This is a genomic window from Streptomyces griseomycini, from assembly GCF_014203535.1.
Lineage (GTDB): Bacteria > Actinomycetota > Actinomycetes > Streptomycetales > Streptomycetaceae > Streptomyces > Streptomyces griseomycini.
Genome location: NZ_JACHJI010000011.1, coordinates 103,966 through 119,163, shown reverse-complemented (window position 1 = coordinate 119,163; position 15,198 = coordinate 103,966). Strand labels below are relative to the sequence as shown.

Annotated in this window: 12 protein-coding genes; 4 read left to right on the top strand and 8 right to left on the bottom strand. The window is 73.4% G+C overall.

The genetic code is table 11. The annotated features are described in order from the left end of the window. The first annotated feature begins 40 nt into the window (after window positions 1–40). The 3 genes from FHS37_RS28115 to FHS37_RS28105 are packed head-to-tail and all read left to right on the top strand — an operon-like array spanning window position 41 to window position 2,600. A complete protein-coding gene (locus FHS37_RS28115) occupies window positions 41–1,471 on the top strand; it encodes a S8/S53 family peptidase (RefSeq protein WP_184826256.1) in 1,431 nt (476 codons plus the stop codon). Window positions 1,472–1,530: 59 nt separating this feature from the next. Further along, on the top strand, window positions 1,531–2,115 hold the full coding sequence (locus tag FHS37_RS28110) for an RNA polymerase sigma factor (protein WP_229890121.1): 585 nt from the start codon (window positions 1,531–1,533) through the stop codon (window positions 2,113–2,115). Continuing rightward, window positions 2,103–2,600 carry a hypothetical protein gene (locus tag FHS37_RS28105; RefSeq protein ID WP_184826252.1) on the top strand — a complete coding sequence of 166 codons (498 nt, stop codon included), beginning with the start codon at window positions 2,103–2,105 and terminating at the stop codon, window positions 2,598–2,600. The genes FHS37_RS28110 and FHS37_RS28105 overlap by 13 nt, the downstream gene beginning before the upstream one ends. 84 nt (window positions 2,601–2,684) lie before the next feature. On the opposite strand, the gene FHS37_RS28100 is transcribed toward FHS37_RS28105, so the two are convergent. From FHS37_RS28100 to FHS37_RS28085, 4 genes are all read right to left on the bottom strand, one after another. Continuing rightward, on the bottom strand, window positions 2,685–3,482 hold the full coding sequence (locus FHS37_RS28100; RefSeq protein ID WP_184826250.1) for an N-formylglutamate amidohydrolase: 798 nt from the start codon (window positions 3,480–3,482) through the stop codon (window positions 2,685–2,687). Between the two features lie 196 nt (window positions 3,483–3,678). Continuing rightward, window positions 3,679–5,898 (bottom strand): NADP-dependent isocitrate dehydrogenase, encoded by a 2,220-nt coding sequence (locus tag FHS37_RS28095; RefSeq protein WP_184826249.1) that lies wholly within the window; start codon window positions 5,896–5,898, stop codon window positions 3,679–3,681. A 435-nt stretch (window positions 5,899–6,333) separates the two neighbouring features. Then, entirely contained in the window at window positions 6,334–7,431 is a 1,098-nt protein-coding gene (locus tag FHS37_RS28090) for a mechanosensitive ion channel family protein (RefSeq protein ID WP_184826247.1), read from the bottom strand. Between the two features lie 195 nt (window positions 7,432–7,626). Beyond that, window positions 7,627–8,526, bottom strand: coding sequence for a lysylphosphatidylglycerol synthase transmembrane domain-containing protein (locus FHS37_RS28085; protein WP_184826407.1), 900 nt, complete (start codon window positions 8,524–8,526; stop codon window positions 7,627–7,629). 183 nt (window positions 8,527–8,709) lie between these two features. On the opposite strand from FHS37_RS28085, the gene FHS37_RS28080 reads away from it, so the two are divergent. Next, complete coding sequence (locus tag FHS37_RS28080; protein WP_184826405.1) at window positions 8,710–10,605, top strand: ABC transporter ATP-binding protein; 1,896 nt, start codon at window positions 8,710–8,712, stop codon at window positions 10,603–10,605. Window positions 10,606–10,758: 153 nt separating this feature from the next. Here FHS37_RS28080 and secD read toward each other — a convergent pair whose 3' ends face one another. From secD to FHS37_RS28060, 4 genes are all read right to left on the bottom strand, one after another. Then, the gene (gene secD, locus FHS37_RS28075; protein WP_229890122.1) at window positions 10,759–13,083 is read right to left on the bottom strand and encodes a protein translocase subunit SecD; all 2,325 of its coding nucleotides are present in this window, start codon (window positions 13,081–13,083) and stop codon (window positions 10,759–10,761) included. Between the two features lie 71 nt (window positions 13,084–13,154). Continuing rightward, entirely contained in the window at window positions 13,155–13,571 is a 417-nt protein-coding gene (locus tag FHS37_RS28070; protein ID WP_184826245.1) for a hypothetical protein, read from the bottom strand. After that, window positions 13,568–14,236: a response regulator gene (locus FHS37_RS28065; RefSeq protein ID WP_184826243.1), complete on the bottom strand. Its 669-nt coding sequence runs from the start codon at window positions 14,234–14,236 to the stop codon at window positions 13,568–13,570. The genes FHS37_RS28070 and FHS37_RS28065 overlap by 4 nt, the downstream gene beginning before the upstream one ends. Beyond that, window positions 14,233–15,195, bottom strand: coding sequence for a HAMP domain-containing sensor histidine kinase (locus FHS37_RS28060; protein WP_184826241.1), 963 nt, complete (start codon window positions 15,193–15,195; stop codon window positions 14,233–14,235). The genes FHS37_RS28065 and FHS37_RS28060 overlap by 4 nt, the downstream gene beginning before the upstream one ends. Between the last annotated feature and the right edge of the window lie 3 nt (window positions 15,196–15,198).

Below are 15,198 nucleotides of genomic sequence, written 5' to 3'. Positions count from 1 at the left end.
GCTCCGCGGCCCCGGCCGCCGCCCCAGTGGAGGACACGCCATGGCACCACAGCGATTCCGCGAGCAGTTCGACCAGATCCAGCGCTCGATGCCCGACGTCCCGCTGGCGATGGGACCGGACGACGCGGGCGAGTTCCTCTACGAGAAGGGCGTCGTCCTCGCCCGCGACGGGGAGGAGGCACGCGTCGTCGAGGACACCGTGCGGCAGCACTTCACCACGTTCGCCGGGCTCGCCCCGGACCACGTGGGCCGGATCGGCCCGGAGACCAACCGCTCCGGCATCACCCGCATCCGGGTCGCCGACCCGGGGCAGGGCGACGGCAGCGGCGACCCGGCGGTCGCGGGCGCCCTGCGCGCGCTCTCGGCGACCGAGGGACGCGCGGGACACCGGCTGGTCAGCCGCAACCACGTGGTGTCGATCGCGGTCAACGCCTGCCCCGGCGACGAGCCCGTGCCCGTACCGGTCGGCGAGCTGCCCAACCCGGCCGCCGCCGAGGCCGCCCACGACCCGGACAGCGCCGTCGGCGTCCTCGTCGTCGACACCGGTCTCACGCACGACTACCGCTCCTACCCGCTGCTCGCCCACACCCGGGGCGACGCCCAGGTCAAGGAGTGCGACGACGAGGGCGTCCTGCAGCAGTACTGCGGCCACGGCACGTTCATCGCCGGGCTCGTCGCCGCCGTCGCCCCCAACACCGACATCACGGTCCGCGGCACGCTCAACGACGCCGGCGCCATCCTGGAGTCCGAGTTCGGCGAGAAGCTCTTCGAGGCCGTCGACCAGGGCGGCTGGCCGGACGTCCTCAGCCTCTCCGCCGGCACCTCCAACGGCCGCACCGACGGACTCCTCGGCATCGACGCGTTCATGCGGGAACTGCGCGAGCAGCACACCCTGCTGGTCGCCGCCGCCGGCAACAACGCCAGCGCCACCCCGTTCTGGCCCGCCGCCTACGCGAGCCTGCCCGGCTACGAGAACGCCGTGCTGTCGGTCGGCGCGCTGCGCGCCGACGGCGAGTTCGGCGCCTGCTTCAGCAACCACGGCGCCTGGGTGCAGGCCTACGCCCCCGGCGAGCGCCTCACCGGCGCCCTCACCGGCTTCGACACCCCCGTCCCGTACGTGTACCAGCACTCCACCTACGACGCCTGCCGCTACGGCTTCTCCTACGCCTGCACCTGCCGGCACCCGCGCCACACCGGTGTGCTGAGCGAGGAGAACGGCCGGGCCAAGCCGGACCAGGTGATGTTCGAAGGGCTCGCCCAGTGGAGCGGCACCTCGTTCGCCACCCCCGTCGCCGCCGGCATGGTCGCCGCCCACATGACCGCGCAGGCCGAGACCGACCCGCGCAAGGCCCGCCGGCAACTGCTGGAGGCGAACACCGAGTTCGCCGAGGTGCGCGGGGCGCACGTCCCCGCGCTCCTGCCGCCCACCTGGCGCCCGGTGCCGGTCTCACCCCCCTCCGTACGGGCATGAGGACCGGAACTGTCCCCTCCGCGGCGTACGATGACGTGCCGTACACGAGGGGTGGAACCGTGGAGCGTACCGAGGTCGGCGCGTTGGTCCGGTCCGCCGCCGACGGCGACGCGGCGGCCTGGAAGGCGATCGTGGAGGGACTGGGCCCACTGGTGTGGTCCGTGGTGCGCGCGCACCGGCTCTCCGACGCCGACGCGCACGAGGTCTACCAGACGGTGTGGTTCCGTTTCGCCCAGAACCTGGGGCGGATCCGTGAACCGGACAAGGCGGGCGCCTGGCTGTCCAGCACCGCGCGGAACGAGTGCCTGAAGGTGCACCGGAACGCGCGCCGGCTGATGCTGACGGACGACCCGCAGCTGCTGGACCGGGTCAGCGAGGACGGAGCGCCGGAGCAGTCGCTGCTGGAGGCGGAGGAGGCGGCCGCCCAGAGCGAGCGCGTACGGCGGCTGTGGCAGGAGTTCGAGGAACTGGGCGAGCGGTGCCGGCAGTTGCTGCGCGTCCTGATCGCCTCGCCGCCGCCCAGCTACCAGGAGGTGTCCGCCGCGCTCGGTATCGCGGTGGGCAGCATCGGGCCCCTGCGCCAGCGCTGTCTGCGCCGGCTGCGGGCCCGGCTCGAGTCACGGGGGACGACATGGACGACGTGAACGGCACGGACGACCTGGACGGCACGGACGGCGAGGCGGTGTTCGACGGGGACGTCGAGGCCGGGCTGCTGGAGGAGGAACTCCGCCAGGCGGCCGCCGTGCTGGATCCGCTGCCACCGGGGCTGCTGCAGATCGCCGTGGACGCCTACGCGCTGCACGACCTCGACGCCCGCGTGGCCGAGCTGACCTTCGACTCGCTGGTCGACGCCATCCCGGTCAGGGGAGCGACGGACACGCCGCGCATGCTCACCTTCAGCGCGGGCGAGGTCACCGTCGACGTCGAGGTGACCGCGCAGGGTCTGATGGGCCAGCTGCTGCCGCCCCGGCCGGCCAGCATCGAGGTGCTCGGCGGGCCGCAGGCGGGTGCCCCGCTCACGGCCGACGACATGGGCCGCTTCACCGCCGACACCCCGCCCTCCGGCCCGTTCGCCCTCCGCCTGCGAACCGGCCGGGACGTGGTCGTGACGGAGTGGCTGCGCGCCTGAGGGAGTCCCGGCCGGCCGGACGGCGGGAACGGCGTCCGGCCGGCCCGCGGGCGGGCGTTCCGGGGTCCTCCGGGTCCTCCGGGGTCAGCGCGTCACGGCGTCGACCAGCGCTCCCAGTGCCGAGGCCAGCCGGGACAGTCCCGGCCCCGCGGGCCCGCCCGGCTCGGTCATGTAGGTGTCCCGGCGGATCTCCACCATCAGCGCGGACACCTCGGCCCGCTTCCCGTAGAACTCCAGCGGCACGTACGTCCCGGCGAACGGGCTGTCCAGCCCCGTCTCCCCGCACGGTGCGAACGCCTCCCGGGCCGCGTCGAGCAGCTCGGGCGGGGTGTGGAAGGAGTCGGTGCCCAGGCAGACCGCGGGCCGCGGCCCGTCGCCGTGCAGCTCGTAGGGCAGCGGCGCGCTGGGGTAGGAGTGCACGTCGATGACGACGGCCCGCCCGGTGGCCGCGAGCCGCCCGGCGACCGCTTCCGTCATCGCCCGCGCGTACGGACGGAAGTACCGCTCGAGCAGCGGTGCGGCGTCGTACCCGTCGGGCCGCAGCACGTCCTTGTGCGTGGTCCGGGTGTAGACCGCGCCCATCCCGACGGCCAGCATCTCCTCCCGCTCGTCCGGGAACCGCTCGGGGTCGACCACCAGCCGGGACAGCCGGTTCACGAACCGCCAGGGCGTGAGCCCGGCCGCGCGGGCCGCCGCTTCGGCGATCTCGGCCGTGTGCGCGTCGGTGATGTGGTCCAGCTCCCGCTCCAGCTCGGCGTCGTCCGGCACGATCCCGGACCGCACGTCGGCCGGTATCTCCCGCGCCGAGTGCGGCACGTGGAGGATCACGGGCGAGTCCGCGTCGCCGGGGAGGAACTCGAAGGACGGCGGGACATCGGTCATACGGCTGCTCCATGGGCGTTGTCAGTGGTGCGCGACGGGACCAAGGTGCCACACGGCACTGACAACGCCGCCGGCCCGCTCGCCCCGTGCGGGCGCGTCGGACGGGGGCCGCGTCGGACGGAGGCCGGGAAACGGCTCCGCCCCGGCCGGGCGCGTGGCCGGCCGGGGCGGAGCGCGAAGGCGTCCGGGGCTTGCGTCAGCTCAGGGACGCCAGCGCCTCGTTCCACGTGGCGGACGGGCGCATGACCTCGGCGGCCTTGGCCGGGTCGGGCTGGTAGTAGCCGCCGATCTCGACCGGCTTGCCCTGGACGGCGTTCAGCTCGTCGACGATGCGCTGCTCGTTCGCGGTGAGCGTCTCGGCGAGCGGGGCGAAGGCCTTCGCCAGGTCCGCGTCGTCGGTCTGCCTGGCCAGCTCCTGCGCCCAGTACAGGGACAGGTAGAAGTGGCTGCCGCGGTTGTCGATGCCGCCGACGCGACGGGTCGGGGACTTGTCCTCGTTGAGGAAGGTCGCCGTGGCCCGGTCGAGGGTGTCGGCGAGCACCTGGGCGCGGGCGTTGCCCGTGGCCTTGGCGTACTGCTCGAGCGACGGCACCAGCGCGAAGAACTCGCCGAGGGAGTCCCAGCGCAGGTAGTTCTCCTTGACCAGCTGCTGCACGTGCTTCGGCGCGGAACCGCCGGCGCCCGTCTCGAACAGGCCGCCGCCCGCCATCAGCGGGACGACCGACAGCATCTTGGCGCTGGTGCCCAGCTCCAGGATCGGGAACAGGTCGGTCAGGTAGTCGCGCAGCACGTTGCCGGTGACGGAGATGGTGTTCTCACCGCGGCGGATCCGCTCCACCGACAGCTTGGTCGCCTCGACGGGGGACAGGATCCTGATGTCCAGGCCCTCGGTGTCGTGCTCCGGCAGGTACTGCTCGACCTTGGCGATCAGGTTGGCGTCGTGGGCGCGGGTGGCGTCCAGCCAGAACACCGCCGGGTCGCCGGTGGCCCGGGCGCGGTTGACGGCCAGCTTCACCCAGTCGCGGATCGGGGCGTCCTTGGTCTGGCAGGCGCGGAAGATGTCACCGGCGGAGACGGCCTGCTCCAGGACGACGTCGCCGTTGCCGTCGACCAGGCGGACGGTGCCGGTGACCGGGATCTCGAAGGTCTTGTCGTGGCTGCCGTACTCCTCGGCCTTCTGCGCCATCAGGCCGACGTTCGGGACCGAGCCCATCGTCGACGGGTCGTAGGCGCCGTTGGCGCGGCAGTCCTCGATCACGGCCTGGTACACACCGGCGTAGGAGGAGTCCGGGATGACCGCCAGGGTGTCGTGCTCCTGGCCGTCGGGGCCCCACATGTGGCCGGAGGTGCGGATCATGGCCGGCATGGAGGCGTCGACGATGACGTCCGAGGGGACGTGCAGGTTGGTGATGCCCTTGTCGGAGTCGACCATCGCCAGCTCCGGGCCCTCGGCGAGCTCGGCGTCGAAGGACGCCTTGATCTCGGCGCCCTCGGGCAGGGCCTCCAGGCCCTTGTAGATGCCGCCCAGGCCGTCGTTCGGGGTGAGGCCGGCCGCGGCGAGCTTCTCTCCGTACTTCGCGAAGGTCTTCGGGAAGAAGGCGCGCACCACGTGGCCGAAGACGATCGGGTCGGAGACCTTCATCATCGTGGCCTTCAGGTGCACGGAGAACAGCACGCCCTCCTGCTTGGCGCGGGCGACCTGCGCGGTCAGGAACTCGCGCAGCGCGGCGACCCGCATCACGGAGGCGTCGACGACCTCGCCCTGCTGTACGGGGACGGACTCGCGCAGCACCGTGGTGGAGCCGTCGTCGCCCTTGAGCTCGATGCGCAGGGCACCGTCCTCGGCGATGACCACGGACTTCTCGGTGGAGCGGAAGTCGTCCACGCCCATGGTCGCCACGTTGGTCCTGGACTCGGCGGTCCAGGCGCCCATGCGGTGCGGGTGGGTCTTGGCGTAGTTCTTCACCGAGGCGGGGGCGCGGCGGTCGGAGTTGCCCTCGCGCAGCACCGGGTTCACGGCGCTGCCCTTGACCTTGTCGTAGCGGGCGCGGATCTCGCGCTCCTCGTCGGTCTTCGGGTCGTCCGGGTAGTCCGGCAGCGCGTAGCCCTGGCCCTGCAGCTCGGCGATCGCGGCCTTGAGCTGCGGGATCGACGCCGAGATGTTCGGCAGCTTGATGATGTTGGCCGCGGGCGTCTTGGCCAGCTCGCCGAGCTCGGCGAGGGCGTCCGGAATGCGCTGGTCCTCGGTCAGGTACTCCGGGAACACGGCGATGATGCGCCCGGCCAGCGAGATGTCGCGCGTCTCCACGGCGACACCCGCCTGCGAGGCGTACGCCTGGACCACCGGCAGGAAGGAATACGTCGCCAGGGCCGGGGCCTCGTCAGTGTGCGTGTAGATGATGGTCGAGTCAGTCACCGGGTGCTCCGCTCCACGTCTGCAACATTGCTCGACATCAAGATATCTCGTGATCGACCTCGGCTCGACAGGGGTCCGCGCCTACTTCCGGGCAAACTCCCGCCACGTCCCCCGCCGGGCGGCACCGGCCGGTCGCTCACCGGCCACACGGCCGGGCCGCCGGTCGCCCCCGGCCGGAGGTGCCGGGCCCGCGACGCCCGCCGGGCGTGAGGGGGACGGCGGGCGGCGATCGTGCGGGGTGTCGCCGTGGTCGGCCGGTCCGGTGGTGGCCCGCCGGCGGGCTTGCCGTGCCGGTGCGGCCGGGAGGCGGATGCTCCGGCAGGTTCCACCGGTCCGGTGAGGTCCGCCGGGCGCGGGCGGGGCGGCCGGGGGCGGGCGTGGGGTGCGGGGGTGTCGCCGGTGGCCGGCCGGCCGGAGGGGCGGCCGGCGTCCCGGTCAGATCGGTGTGGTCGTGGTCATGTCGTCCGGCTCCGTCTCGGTGCCGCGCTGCTGCGGGATGACCACCGCGCCCTGCTGGAGCGCCACCGTCCGCGCGGGTGACGGGATCCGGATGCCCTCGTCGCGGTAGCGCCGGTGCAGGCGCTTGATGAACTCGTGCTTGATCCGGTACTGGTCGCTGAACTCGCCCACGCCCAGGATCACGGTGAACCCGATCCGGGAGTCGCCGAAGGTGTGGAAGCGCACCGCCGGCTCGTGTTCCGGCACGGCACCGGTGATCTCGGTCATCACCTCGGCGACGACCTCCTTCGTCACCCGCTCCACCTGCTCCAGGTCGCTGTCGTACGACACCCCGACCTGCACCAGGATGGTCAGCTGCTGCTCCGGACGCATGAAGTTGGTCATGTTCGTCTTCGCCAGCTGCGCGTTCGGGATGACCACCAGGTTGTTGGACAGGTTGCGGACGGTCGTCTGGCGCCAGTTGATGTCCTCGACGTAGCCCTCCTCTCCGCTGCTCAGCTGGATGTAGTCACCGGGCTGCACGGTCTTGGAGGCGAGGATGTGGATGCCCGCGAAGAGGTTGGCGAGCGTGTCCTGCAGCGCGAGCGCGACCGCCAGGCCGCCGACGCCGAGGGCGGTGAGCATCGGGGCGATGGAGATGCCCAGGGTCTGCAGCCCCACCAGGAAACCGATCGCCAGGACCAGGATCCGGGTGATGTTCGTGAAGATGGTGGCCGATCCGGCGACGCCGGAGCGGGACTGGGTGACCGAGCGCACCAGGCCGGCCACCACCCGCGCCGCCGACACGGTCGCGGCGAAGATGACCAGCACCGTCAGCGTCTGGTTGACGTTGTGCTGCACGCTCCGGGTCAGCGGCAGCGCCGCCGCCGCGGAGGCCGCGCCGCCCGCGACCGCGGCCCACGGCGCGATCATGCGCAGCGCGTCCACGAGGACGTCGTCCCCGCGCCAGTTGGTGCGCTCGGCGTGCCGGCCGAGCCAGCGCAGCAGCATCCGCAGCAGGAGCGCCGCCAGCAGACCGGCGGCGAGGGCGATGCCGGCGTACACCAGATCGTCCACGGTGAGCGCGCGGGTCACCGCTCACCTCCGGCGAACACCCTGGCCGACGGCCGTATGTGAAGTCGTGTCACGTGTCGTCACCTGCTCGAGTTCCGGGAAGTACGGTGTGCCGGACCCGTTCTGACCTGCGGTCGGCACGATCGCACATCCTGCCGTATCCGCGCGGCCCGTTCGCACCGTCCCCCGTCCGGATCCCGCCGCCCGCACCGCCGCTCAGATCACCCCGAGCCGCACCAGGACGCCCAGCGTCACCGCACCCGGCAGCAGCGGCAGCCACACGGTGATGACCCGGAAGGCCAGCACCACCGCCGTGGCCACCGCGGCGGGACCGCCCACCGCCACCAGCGCCACGACCAGGGCCGCCTCCACCGAGCCGAGCCCGCCCGGCGTGGGCACCAGTGCGACCGCGACCGTCGCCGCCAGGTAGGCCAGCGCCACGTGGGCGGGCGGCACCGGCAGCCCGAGCGCCCGGCCCACCAGCACCAGCGCAGCCGCCTGCAGCGCGGGGAAGGCGAGCGCCCCGCCCCACAGCGCCAGCGCCCGGGACGGCCGTGCGTGCACCGACCGCGCCTCGCCCAGCGCGGTGCGCAGGAACGACCGCACGACCGCGCGCAGCCGCCGTACGGCCACCAGCGCGCCCGCCGCGACGACCGGCACCGCGCCGAGCACGAGCAGCAGCGGCCCGAACGCCCCCTCGGGCAGCAGGGAGCCGAGCCGCAGCGCGTCCGGGAACGCGACGAGCAGGGCACCCAGCAGGGCCACCCGGCCGACGGACTCCGCCAGCAGGTACAGCGCGAGCGCGGCCGAGGAACGGACCGGCGACAGCCCGCACACCGTCATGAACCGCAGGTTGACCGCGCTCGCGCCCAGACCGGTCGGCAGCAGGTGGTTCGCCGCGCCCGCCGCGAACTGCGCGGCCAGCAACCGCCGCCCGGGCAGCCGTTCGAGGACCGCGCCCTGCCGGGTGCACGCGGCGGCCACCCAGGTCAGGCAGGTCGCGCCGGCCGCGGCCAGCAGCCAGGGCCACCGGGCGGTGGCCAGATGGGCGAAGCCCTCGGCCAGCACCGACCGGTGCCGCACCGCGACCACGGCCACGAGCAGCAGCGGCAGCACACACAGGATCCGGCGGATCGTCCGCGTCACGTCCGCAGAGCCTCTCCGCCGCGCGCCAACGGCGGGTTGCGGCGGCCCGGACGGCGGCTTACGGGATGGCCTACGGCCGGGAAGCGACCGGCGCGGGGAGGGGCCGCCCTTGACCTCGACCTTGCTCGAGGTTCTAGGTTCCCTTTCATGAGTATGGAGACCACGGCGTGGACACAGCTGCACGGCGTCATGAACGCCCAGGACGAGCACCGCCCCCTCGCACGGTCGACGCTGCGGCGCATCGGCGCCTTCGCGCGCCCGCACCGCCGCCGCATCACCCTGTTCGTGCTGCTCGGCACGGCGACCGCGCTGCTGGCCGTCGCCACGCCCGTCCTCGCCGGGCGCGTCGTGGACACGATCGTGTCCGACGGCGACGAGGCCGCGGTCGTCCGCCTGGCCCTGCTCATCGCGCTGATCGCGGTGGTCGAGGCCGCCCTCGGCGTCCTCGGCCGCCGGCTGTCGGCGTCGCTCGGGGAGGACCTCATCCTCGACCTGCGGACGGCGGTGTTCGACCACGTGCAGCGCATGCCGGTCGCGTTCTTCACACGCACCCGTACGGGAGCGCTCGTCTCCCGTCTCAACAACGACGTCATCGGCGCCCAGCGGGCCTTCAGCAACACCCTGTCCACCGTGGTCGGCAACCTGGTCACCCTGCTGCTCGCCCTCGCCGTGATGCTCACGCTGTCCTGGCAGATCACCCTGCTCGCCCTGGTGCTGCTCCCCGTGTTCGTCGTCCCGGCCCGGCGCATGGGCCGCCGCATGGCCCGGATGCAGCGCGAGGCCGCCGCCCTCAACGCGGCCATGGGCACCCGCATGACCGAGCGCTTCTCCGCGCCCGGCGCCACCCTGGTCAAGCTCTTCGGCCGCCCGGAGCAGGAGTCGGAGGAGTTCGCGGAGCGCGCCCGCCGGGTCCGCGACATCGGCGTGCGGACCGCCACGGCCCAGACGGTGTTCATCACCGCCCTCACCCTGGTCTCCGCCCTCGCCCTGGCCCTGGTCTACGGCCTCGGCGGATGGTTCGCCCTGCGCGGCTCCCTGGAGCCCGGCGCCATCGTGTCGCTGGCGCTGCTGCTGACCCGCCTGTACGCGCCGCTGACCTCGCTCGCCGGGGCGCGGGTGGAGGTGATGAGCGCCCTGGTCAGCTTCGAGCGGGTCTTCGAGGTGCTGGACCTGAAGCCCCTCATCGAGGAGAAGCCCGGCGCGCGCGAGGTCCCCGACGGCCCGGTGTCCGTCGAGTTCGACGACGTCCGCTTCGGCTACCCGTCCGCCGACAAGGTCTCCCTGGCCTCCCTGGAGGAGGTCGCCTCCCTCGACACGCGCGGCGGCGCCGAGGTCCTGCACGGCATCTCCTTCCGCGCCGAACCCGGGCAGACCGTCGCCCTCGTCGGCTCCTCCGGCGCCGGCAAGTCGACCGTCGCGCAGCTGCTGCCGCGCCTGTACGACGTCGACGCGGGCGCCGTGCGCGTGGGCGGCGTCGACGTCCGGGACCTGACCGCCGGATCGCTGCGCGACACCCTCGGGATGGTCACCCAGGACGGCCACCTCTTCCACGACACGGTCCGCGCCAACCTGCTGCTGGCCCGGCCGTCGGCGAGCGAGCCCGAGCTGTGGGACGCCCTGCGCCGGGCCCGCCTCGACGACCTCGTACGGTCCCTGCCCGACGGTCTGGACACGGTGGTCGGCGAACGCGGCTACCGGCTCTCCGGCGGTGAACGCCAGCGCATGACCATCGCCCGGCTGCTGCTGGCCCGGCAGCGCGTCGTCATCCTGGACGAGGCCACCGCCCACCTGGACAACACCTCGGAGGCCGCGGTCCAGGAGGCGCTCACGGAGGCGCTGGAGGGCAGGACGGCGGTCGTGATCGCCCACCGCCTGTCCACCGTCCGCGCCGCGGACCTCATCCTGGTGGTCGAGGCCGGCCGCGTCGTGGAACGCGGCACCCACGAGCAGCTGCTGGCGGCCGGCGGCCGCTACGCCGAACTGCACCGGACCCAGTTCGCCCCTCGGCCGGGGGACCACGACCGCGGCGCGTCACAGGTGGCGGCGTAGGCCCCTCCCGCGGAGCCGCCTGCCGCCCCGCGGGCCTGGCCCCGCGGGGCCAGGCCCGCCCCACACGCCGCCGCCGGCCCCGGGACCGGTCCCGGGGCCGGCGGCGGCGTTCTCCGCGCGCGGGGCGGCTCCCCGGCGGGGAACCGCCCGGGGTCACTTCCCTCGGCTGGTGGCCCTGGCCCGGCCCGAGCGCTCCTCGGCGCCGGACTTCGCCCGGCCGGAACCGTCGCGACCACGGCCGCGGCCGCGCTTGCGGCCGCCCCCGCCGTCGCCGCCGTACGCCTCGAGCTCGATGGCGAGCGGCGAGGCCGTCAGGACCGACGAGTACGTTCCCACGAGCATGCCGATCAGCAGGGCGAGCGCGAAGTCGGTGAGCGAGTCACCGCCCAGCACGGCCAGCGCCGCCAGGATGAAGAGCACACCGATACCGGTGTTGACCGTACGGGGCACCGTCTGCAGGATCGCGCGGTTGGTGGACCGGGACAGGGGCGCCTTGCGGTCCTTGGCCCACAGTTCCCGGACGCGGTCGAAGACCACGACGGAGTCGTTCACCGAGTAGCCGATCACGGTGAGCAGCGCGGCCAGGAACACCCCGTCGATCGGTTTGCCCAGCCAGGCGAAGATGCCCGTGAGGATCACCACGTCGTGGGCCAGGGTGGCGACCGCCGCCGTACCGAACATCCAGCGGAACCGGACGGCAAGGTACAGCAGCTGGGCCCCGAGGGCCAGGCCGAGCGCGATCAGGGCGTTGCGCCGCAGCTCCTCGCCGAGACTCGGGCCGATCAGCTCGTCGCGGACCTTCTCGGCGCCGTCGCCGATCCCGGAGATGGCGTCGGCGACCTCGACCGCCTCGGCGTTGCTCAGCTCCTCGGTGCGCACCGTCAGCCGGTTGTCGCCCGAGGACTGCACGACGGCCTGCGGGAAGCCCGCGTCGGCCAGCGCGGCACGCGCCCGGTCCGGATCGACGGAGGTGCCGGTCGAGTACTCGATCAGCCGGCCGCCCGTGAACTCGACACCGAAGTTCAGCCCGCGCACCGCGATGCCCGCGCCGGTGACGACGAGCACCAGGGCGGACACCGCCAGCCAGCGGCGCGGACGGCGCATCAGCTGCGGATCGCGGCGGGTGAGGTACTCCCGGACCCGGCCGATGGAGGCCAGACCGGTGATGTGGGGACGGCGGTGCACCCAGCGGCGCGCCACGGCGAACTCGGCCAGCACCCGCGTGATCACCAGTGCGCTGATCATGGAGGCGAGGACACCGATGCCCAGGGTGACGCCGAAGCCCTTCACCGGTCCGGAGGCGAGCAGGAACAGCAGCGCCGCCGCGATGAGCGTGGTGACGTTGGAGTCGGCGATCGCGCTGAACGCCCCCTTGAAGCCGGCGGTCAGCGCCGAGCGGCTGCTGGGCCGGTTGCGGTTGCCGTACTCCTCGCGCGCTCGTTCGAAGACCAGCACGTTGGCGTCGACGGCCATGCCGATCGCCAGGACGAAACCGGCCAGACCCGGCAGGGTCAGCGTCGCGCCGAGCCCGGCCAGGGCGGCGTAGGAGATCAGGCCGTAGCAGGCCAGGGCGAGCGTGGCCAGGAAGCCCATGAGCCGGTAGACGACGATGATGAAGATCGCGGTCAGGGCCGTGCCGATGACGGCCGCCCAGGCGCTCGACTCGATGGCCTCGGCGCCCAGCGTCGGGCCCACGGTCCGCTGCTCCACCGTCTCGACCGGCACCGGCAGCGCGCCGCCTTCGACGAGCAGGGCCAGCTCGCGGGCCTCGTCGCTGGTGAAGGAGCCGGTGATCTGGGTGGAGCCCCCGGTGATGCCGACGTTGCAGGAGACGGACGGGTCGACCTGCGGCGAGGAGATGATCTTGCCGTCCAGCACGATCGCGACCCGGCGCTGCGGATCGCCGGCCGGGTGGCAGGCGGCCTCGCCGGTCAGCTGGGCCCAGCCCTTGCCGTCCTCGAACTCCACGGTGACGTGCCAGCCGGCACCGCTCTGCTGGTCGAACTGGGCGTCGGCGCCCTTGACGTCGTCACCCGTGAGCCTCGCGGCGTCCAGCCGGAGCCGCTCACCGGCCTCGTCGGCCAGGATCCGTTCGCCCTTTTCCTTCGGCTCGTCGGTCTCCGTGGCGGTGCCGAGCACCGGGTGGACGGACAGCTGTGCGGTGCGGCCCAGGACGTCGGCGGCCTTGCGCGGGTCCTGGACGCCGGGCAGTTCCACGATGATCCGGTTCTCACCGGAGCGGACGATGGTGGGTTCGGCGACGCCGAGCGCGTCGACCCGGCCGCGCAGCACCTCCAGGGTGCGGTCGGTGGCCTCCCCGTCGGCCTCGGCGGTGGGGGTGGAGCGGGTCTCCAGGACGATCTGGGTGCCACCGCGCAGATCCAGGCCCAGACGGACCGGGACGGTGACGGCGATGTACACGGACACGGCGATCACGAGGAGCGCGAACAACGCCCTGAAGCGGGCGGGACTTTTCACGGATGCCTCCAGCAGGCATACGGCCGCGGCCGGTGGACGGCGCGGCGGAGAGGAGGAAGGGACAGGGGACCTCAGGTGCTGGAGGACGTGGGCGGCGCCCGGCCCAGGACCGACGGCACGTGCGCGGTGCCGGCCGGGGCGTGACCGGTCACCGGCGCGGGGCGGGCCGGCCGGGGCGGGACACGGGGGGTGTGCGGGGGAGTGAAGAGCAGCGGACCGGTCGGCACCGTCCGCTCACCGGCATCGCGCTGCGGCCTGACGAGGAGGGTGCAGGCACCGACGTAGGCGTCGTCGGTGTGCGGGTGGGTGCCGGTCGGGTGGAACGCGGAAGCGGGGACCGCGGGCACCGGCGCGGACGCGGACGGGACGAGCCGGACGCCGTCGGTGAAACCGGGCGCGAGGGCCAGCAGGACGGCGGCCAGGGCGGCGAGGGCCGCACCGGCGCGGAGCGGAAGGCGGGCGGCCGGGCCCGTCCGGTCGGGGGTCAAGGCTCGACGAGTCCGGCGCGGATGGCGTAACGGGTCAGGTCCAGACGGTCCCGCAGGCCCAGCTTGTGCAGCAGGTTCTCCCGGTGGCGCTGCACCGTCTTGACGCTGATGAACAGCAGCTCGGCGATCTCCTTCGAGGAGTGCCCCTCGGCGACCAGCTTCAGCACCTCCTCCTCGCGCGGCGTCAGCAGCTGCTCGGGGGCCTCCTCGCCGTCACGGACCCGGTCCAGGTAGTTGCGGATCAGGGCGGTGACCGCGCCCGGGTAGAGGAACGGCTCGTCCCGCATCGCCGCCCGGCAGGCGGCGACCAGATCGCGGTCGGCGACGGACTTCAGCACGTAACCGCTCGCGCCGGCCTTGAGCGCCTGGAACAGGTACTGCTCGTTGTCGTGCATCGTCAGCATCAGGATGCGCACGCCGGGGCGCGCCGAGGCCAGCTCGCGCGCGGCCTGCAGACCGGTGAGCCGGGGCATGGCGATGTCCAGGACGGCCAGGTCGACCTCGTGGGCACGGGCCATGGCGATCGCCTCCGCGCCGTCCCCGGCCTCGGCGACCACCTCCAGGTCCGGCTCCCGGTCGAGGATGAGCCGGACGCCGCGCCGGACCAGGGCGTGGTCGTCGGCGAGCAGGATCCTGATCGTGGTCGGACGGGCGTCGTGGGTCATGACTGCTTCCTGACGGCGGGCGTGGCCAGCCTGATCCTCGTGCCGGCCGGTGTCGCGGGGCTGATGTCCAGTGTGGCCCCGATGAGCAGGGCCCGTTCGCGCATGCCGCGGATCCCGGCGCCCTCGTGGGCGGCGCCGATGCCGCGGCCGTCGTCGCTCACCTCGAGGACGACGCCGTCGCCGTCGCCGCGCAGGCTCACTTCGACGTTCCGCGCCCCGGAATGCCGGGCGGCGTTGGTCAGACCCTCCTGTGCCACACGGTAGATCACGAGCTCCGTCTCGTGATCGAGCGGGGGCAGGTCGGTGTCGAAGCGGCGCACCACACGCAGCCCGGTGTGCGTGGCGAACTCGGTGGCGAGCGAGGTGACCGCGCTGACCAGACCGAGGTCGTCCAGGACGCCCGGCCGCAGCCGGCGCACCAGGCGGCGGACCTCGTCCAGGCTCCCCCGGGTGATCTCCTGCGCCTGCTGGAGTTCACCGCGCAGCGGATCGGACGCCTCGTCACAGGCCCGTTTCAGGGCCAGCAGGATGGCGGTCATGCTCTGCCCGACCTCGTCGTGCAGCTCCTGGGCGATGCGGCGCCGCTCGGCCTCCTGGGCGAACAGGACGCGGGCACTGCTCGCGGCGCGCTCCCGCTCCAGCCGCTCCAGCATGGCGTTGAACGTCCTGACGAGTTCGGCGACCTCGCCACCGCCGTGCACGGGAAGCCGCTGACCGGGGCGCAACAGGTCGACGGTGGTCATCAGCCGGGTCACCCGGTCCAGCGGGGCGAGCCCGATGCGCAGCAGGGCCGCGTTGGCCACGAGCATCACGCCCAGGCCGCCCACGAGGATCACCGCCTCGGTCAGCAGCACCGGAACCGACACGGTCACCGGAGCCAACAGCAGCAGCGCGGTGGCCGTGCCCAGCACCACCGCGTTGAGCCCGAAGATCCGCCAGTACAGGGACACGGAGGTCACGCC

Coding starts and splice junctions, on each gene's coding strand:
- FHS37_RS28115 (WP_184826256.1), top strand. CDS start 41: ATGGCACCACAGCGATTCCGCGAGCAGTTCGACCAGATCCAGCGCTCG.
- FHS37_RS28105 (WP_184826252.1), top strand. CDS start 2,103: ATGGACGACGTGAACGGCACGGACGACCTGGACGGCACGGACGGCGAG.
- FHS37_RS28100 (WP_184826250.1), bottom strand. CDS start 3,482: ATGACCGATGTCCCGCCGTCCTTCGAGTTCCTCCCCGGCGACGCGGAC.
- FHS37_RS28080 (WP_184826405.1), top strand. CDS start 8,710: ATGGAGACCACGGCGTGGACACAGCTGCACGGCGTCATGAACGCCCAG.
- FHS37_RS28065 (WP_184826243.1), bottom strand. CDS start 14,236: ATGACCCACGACGCCCGTCCGACCACGATCAGGATCCTGCTCGCCGAC.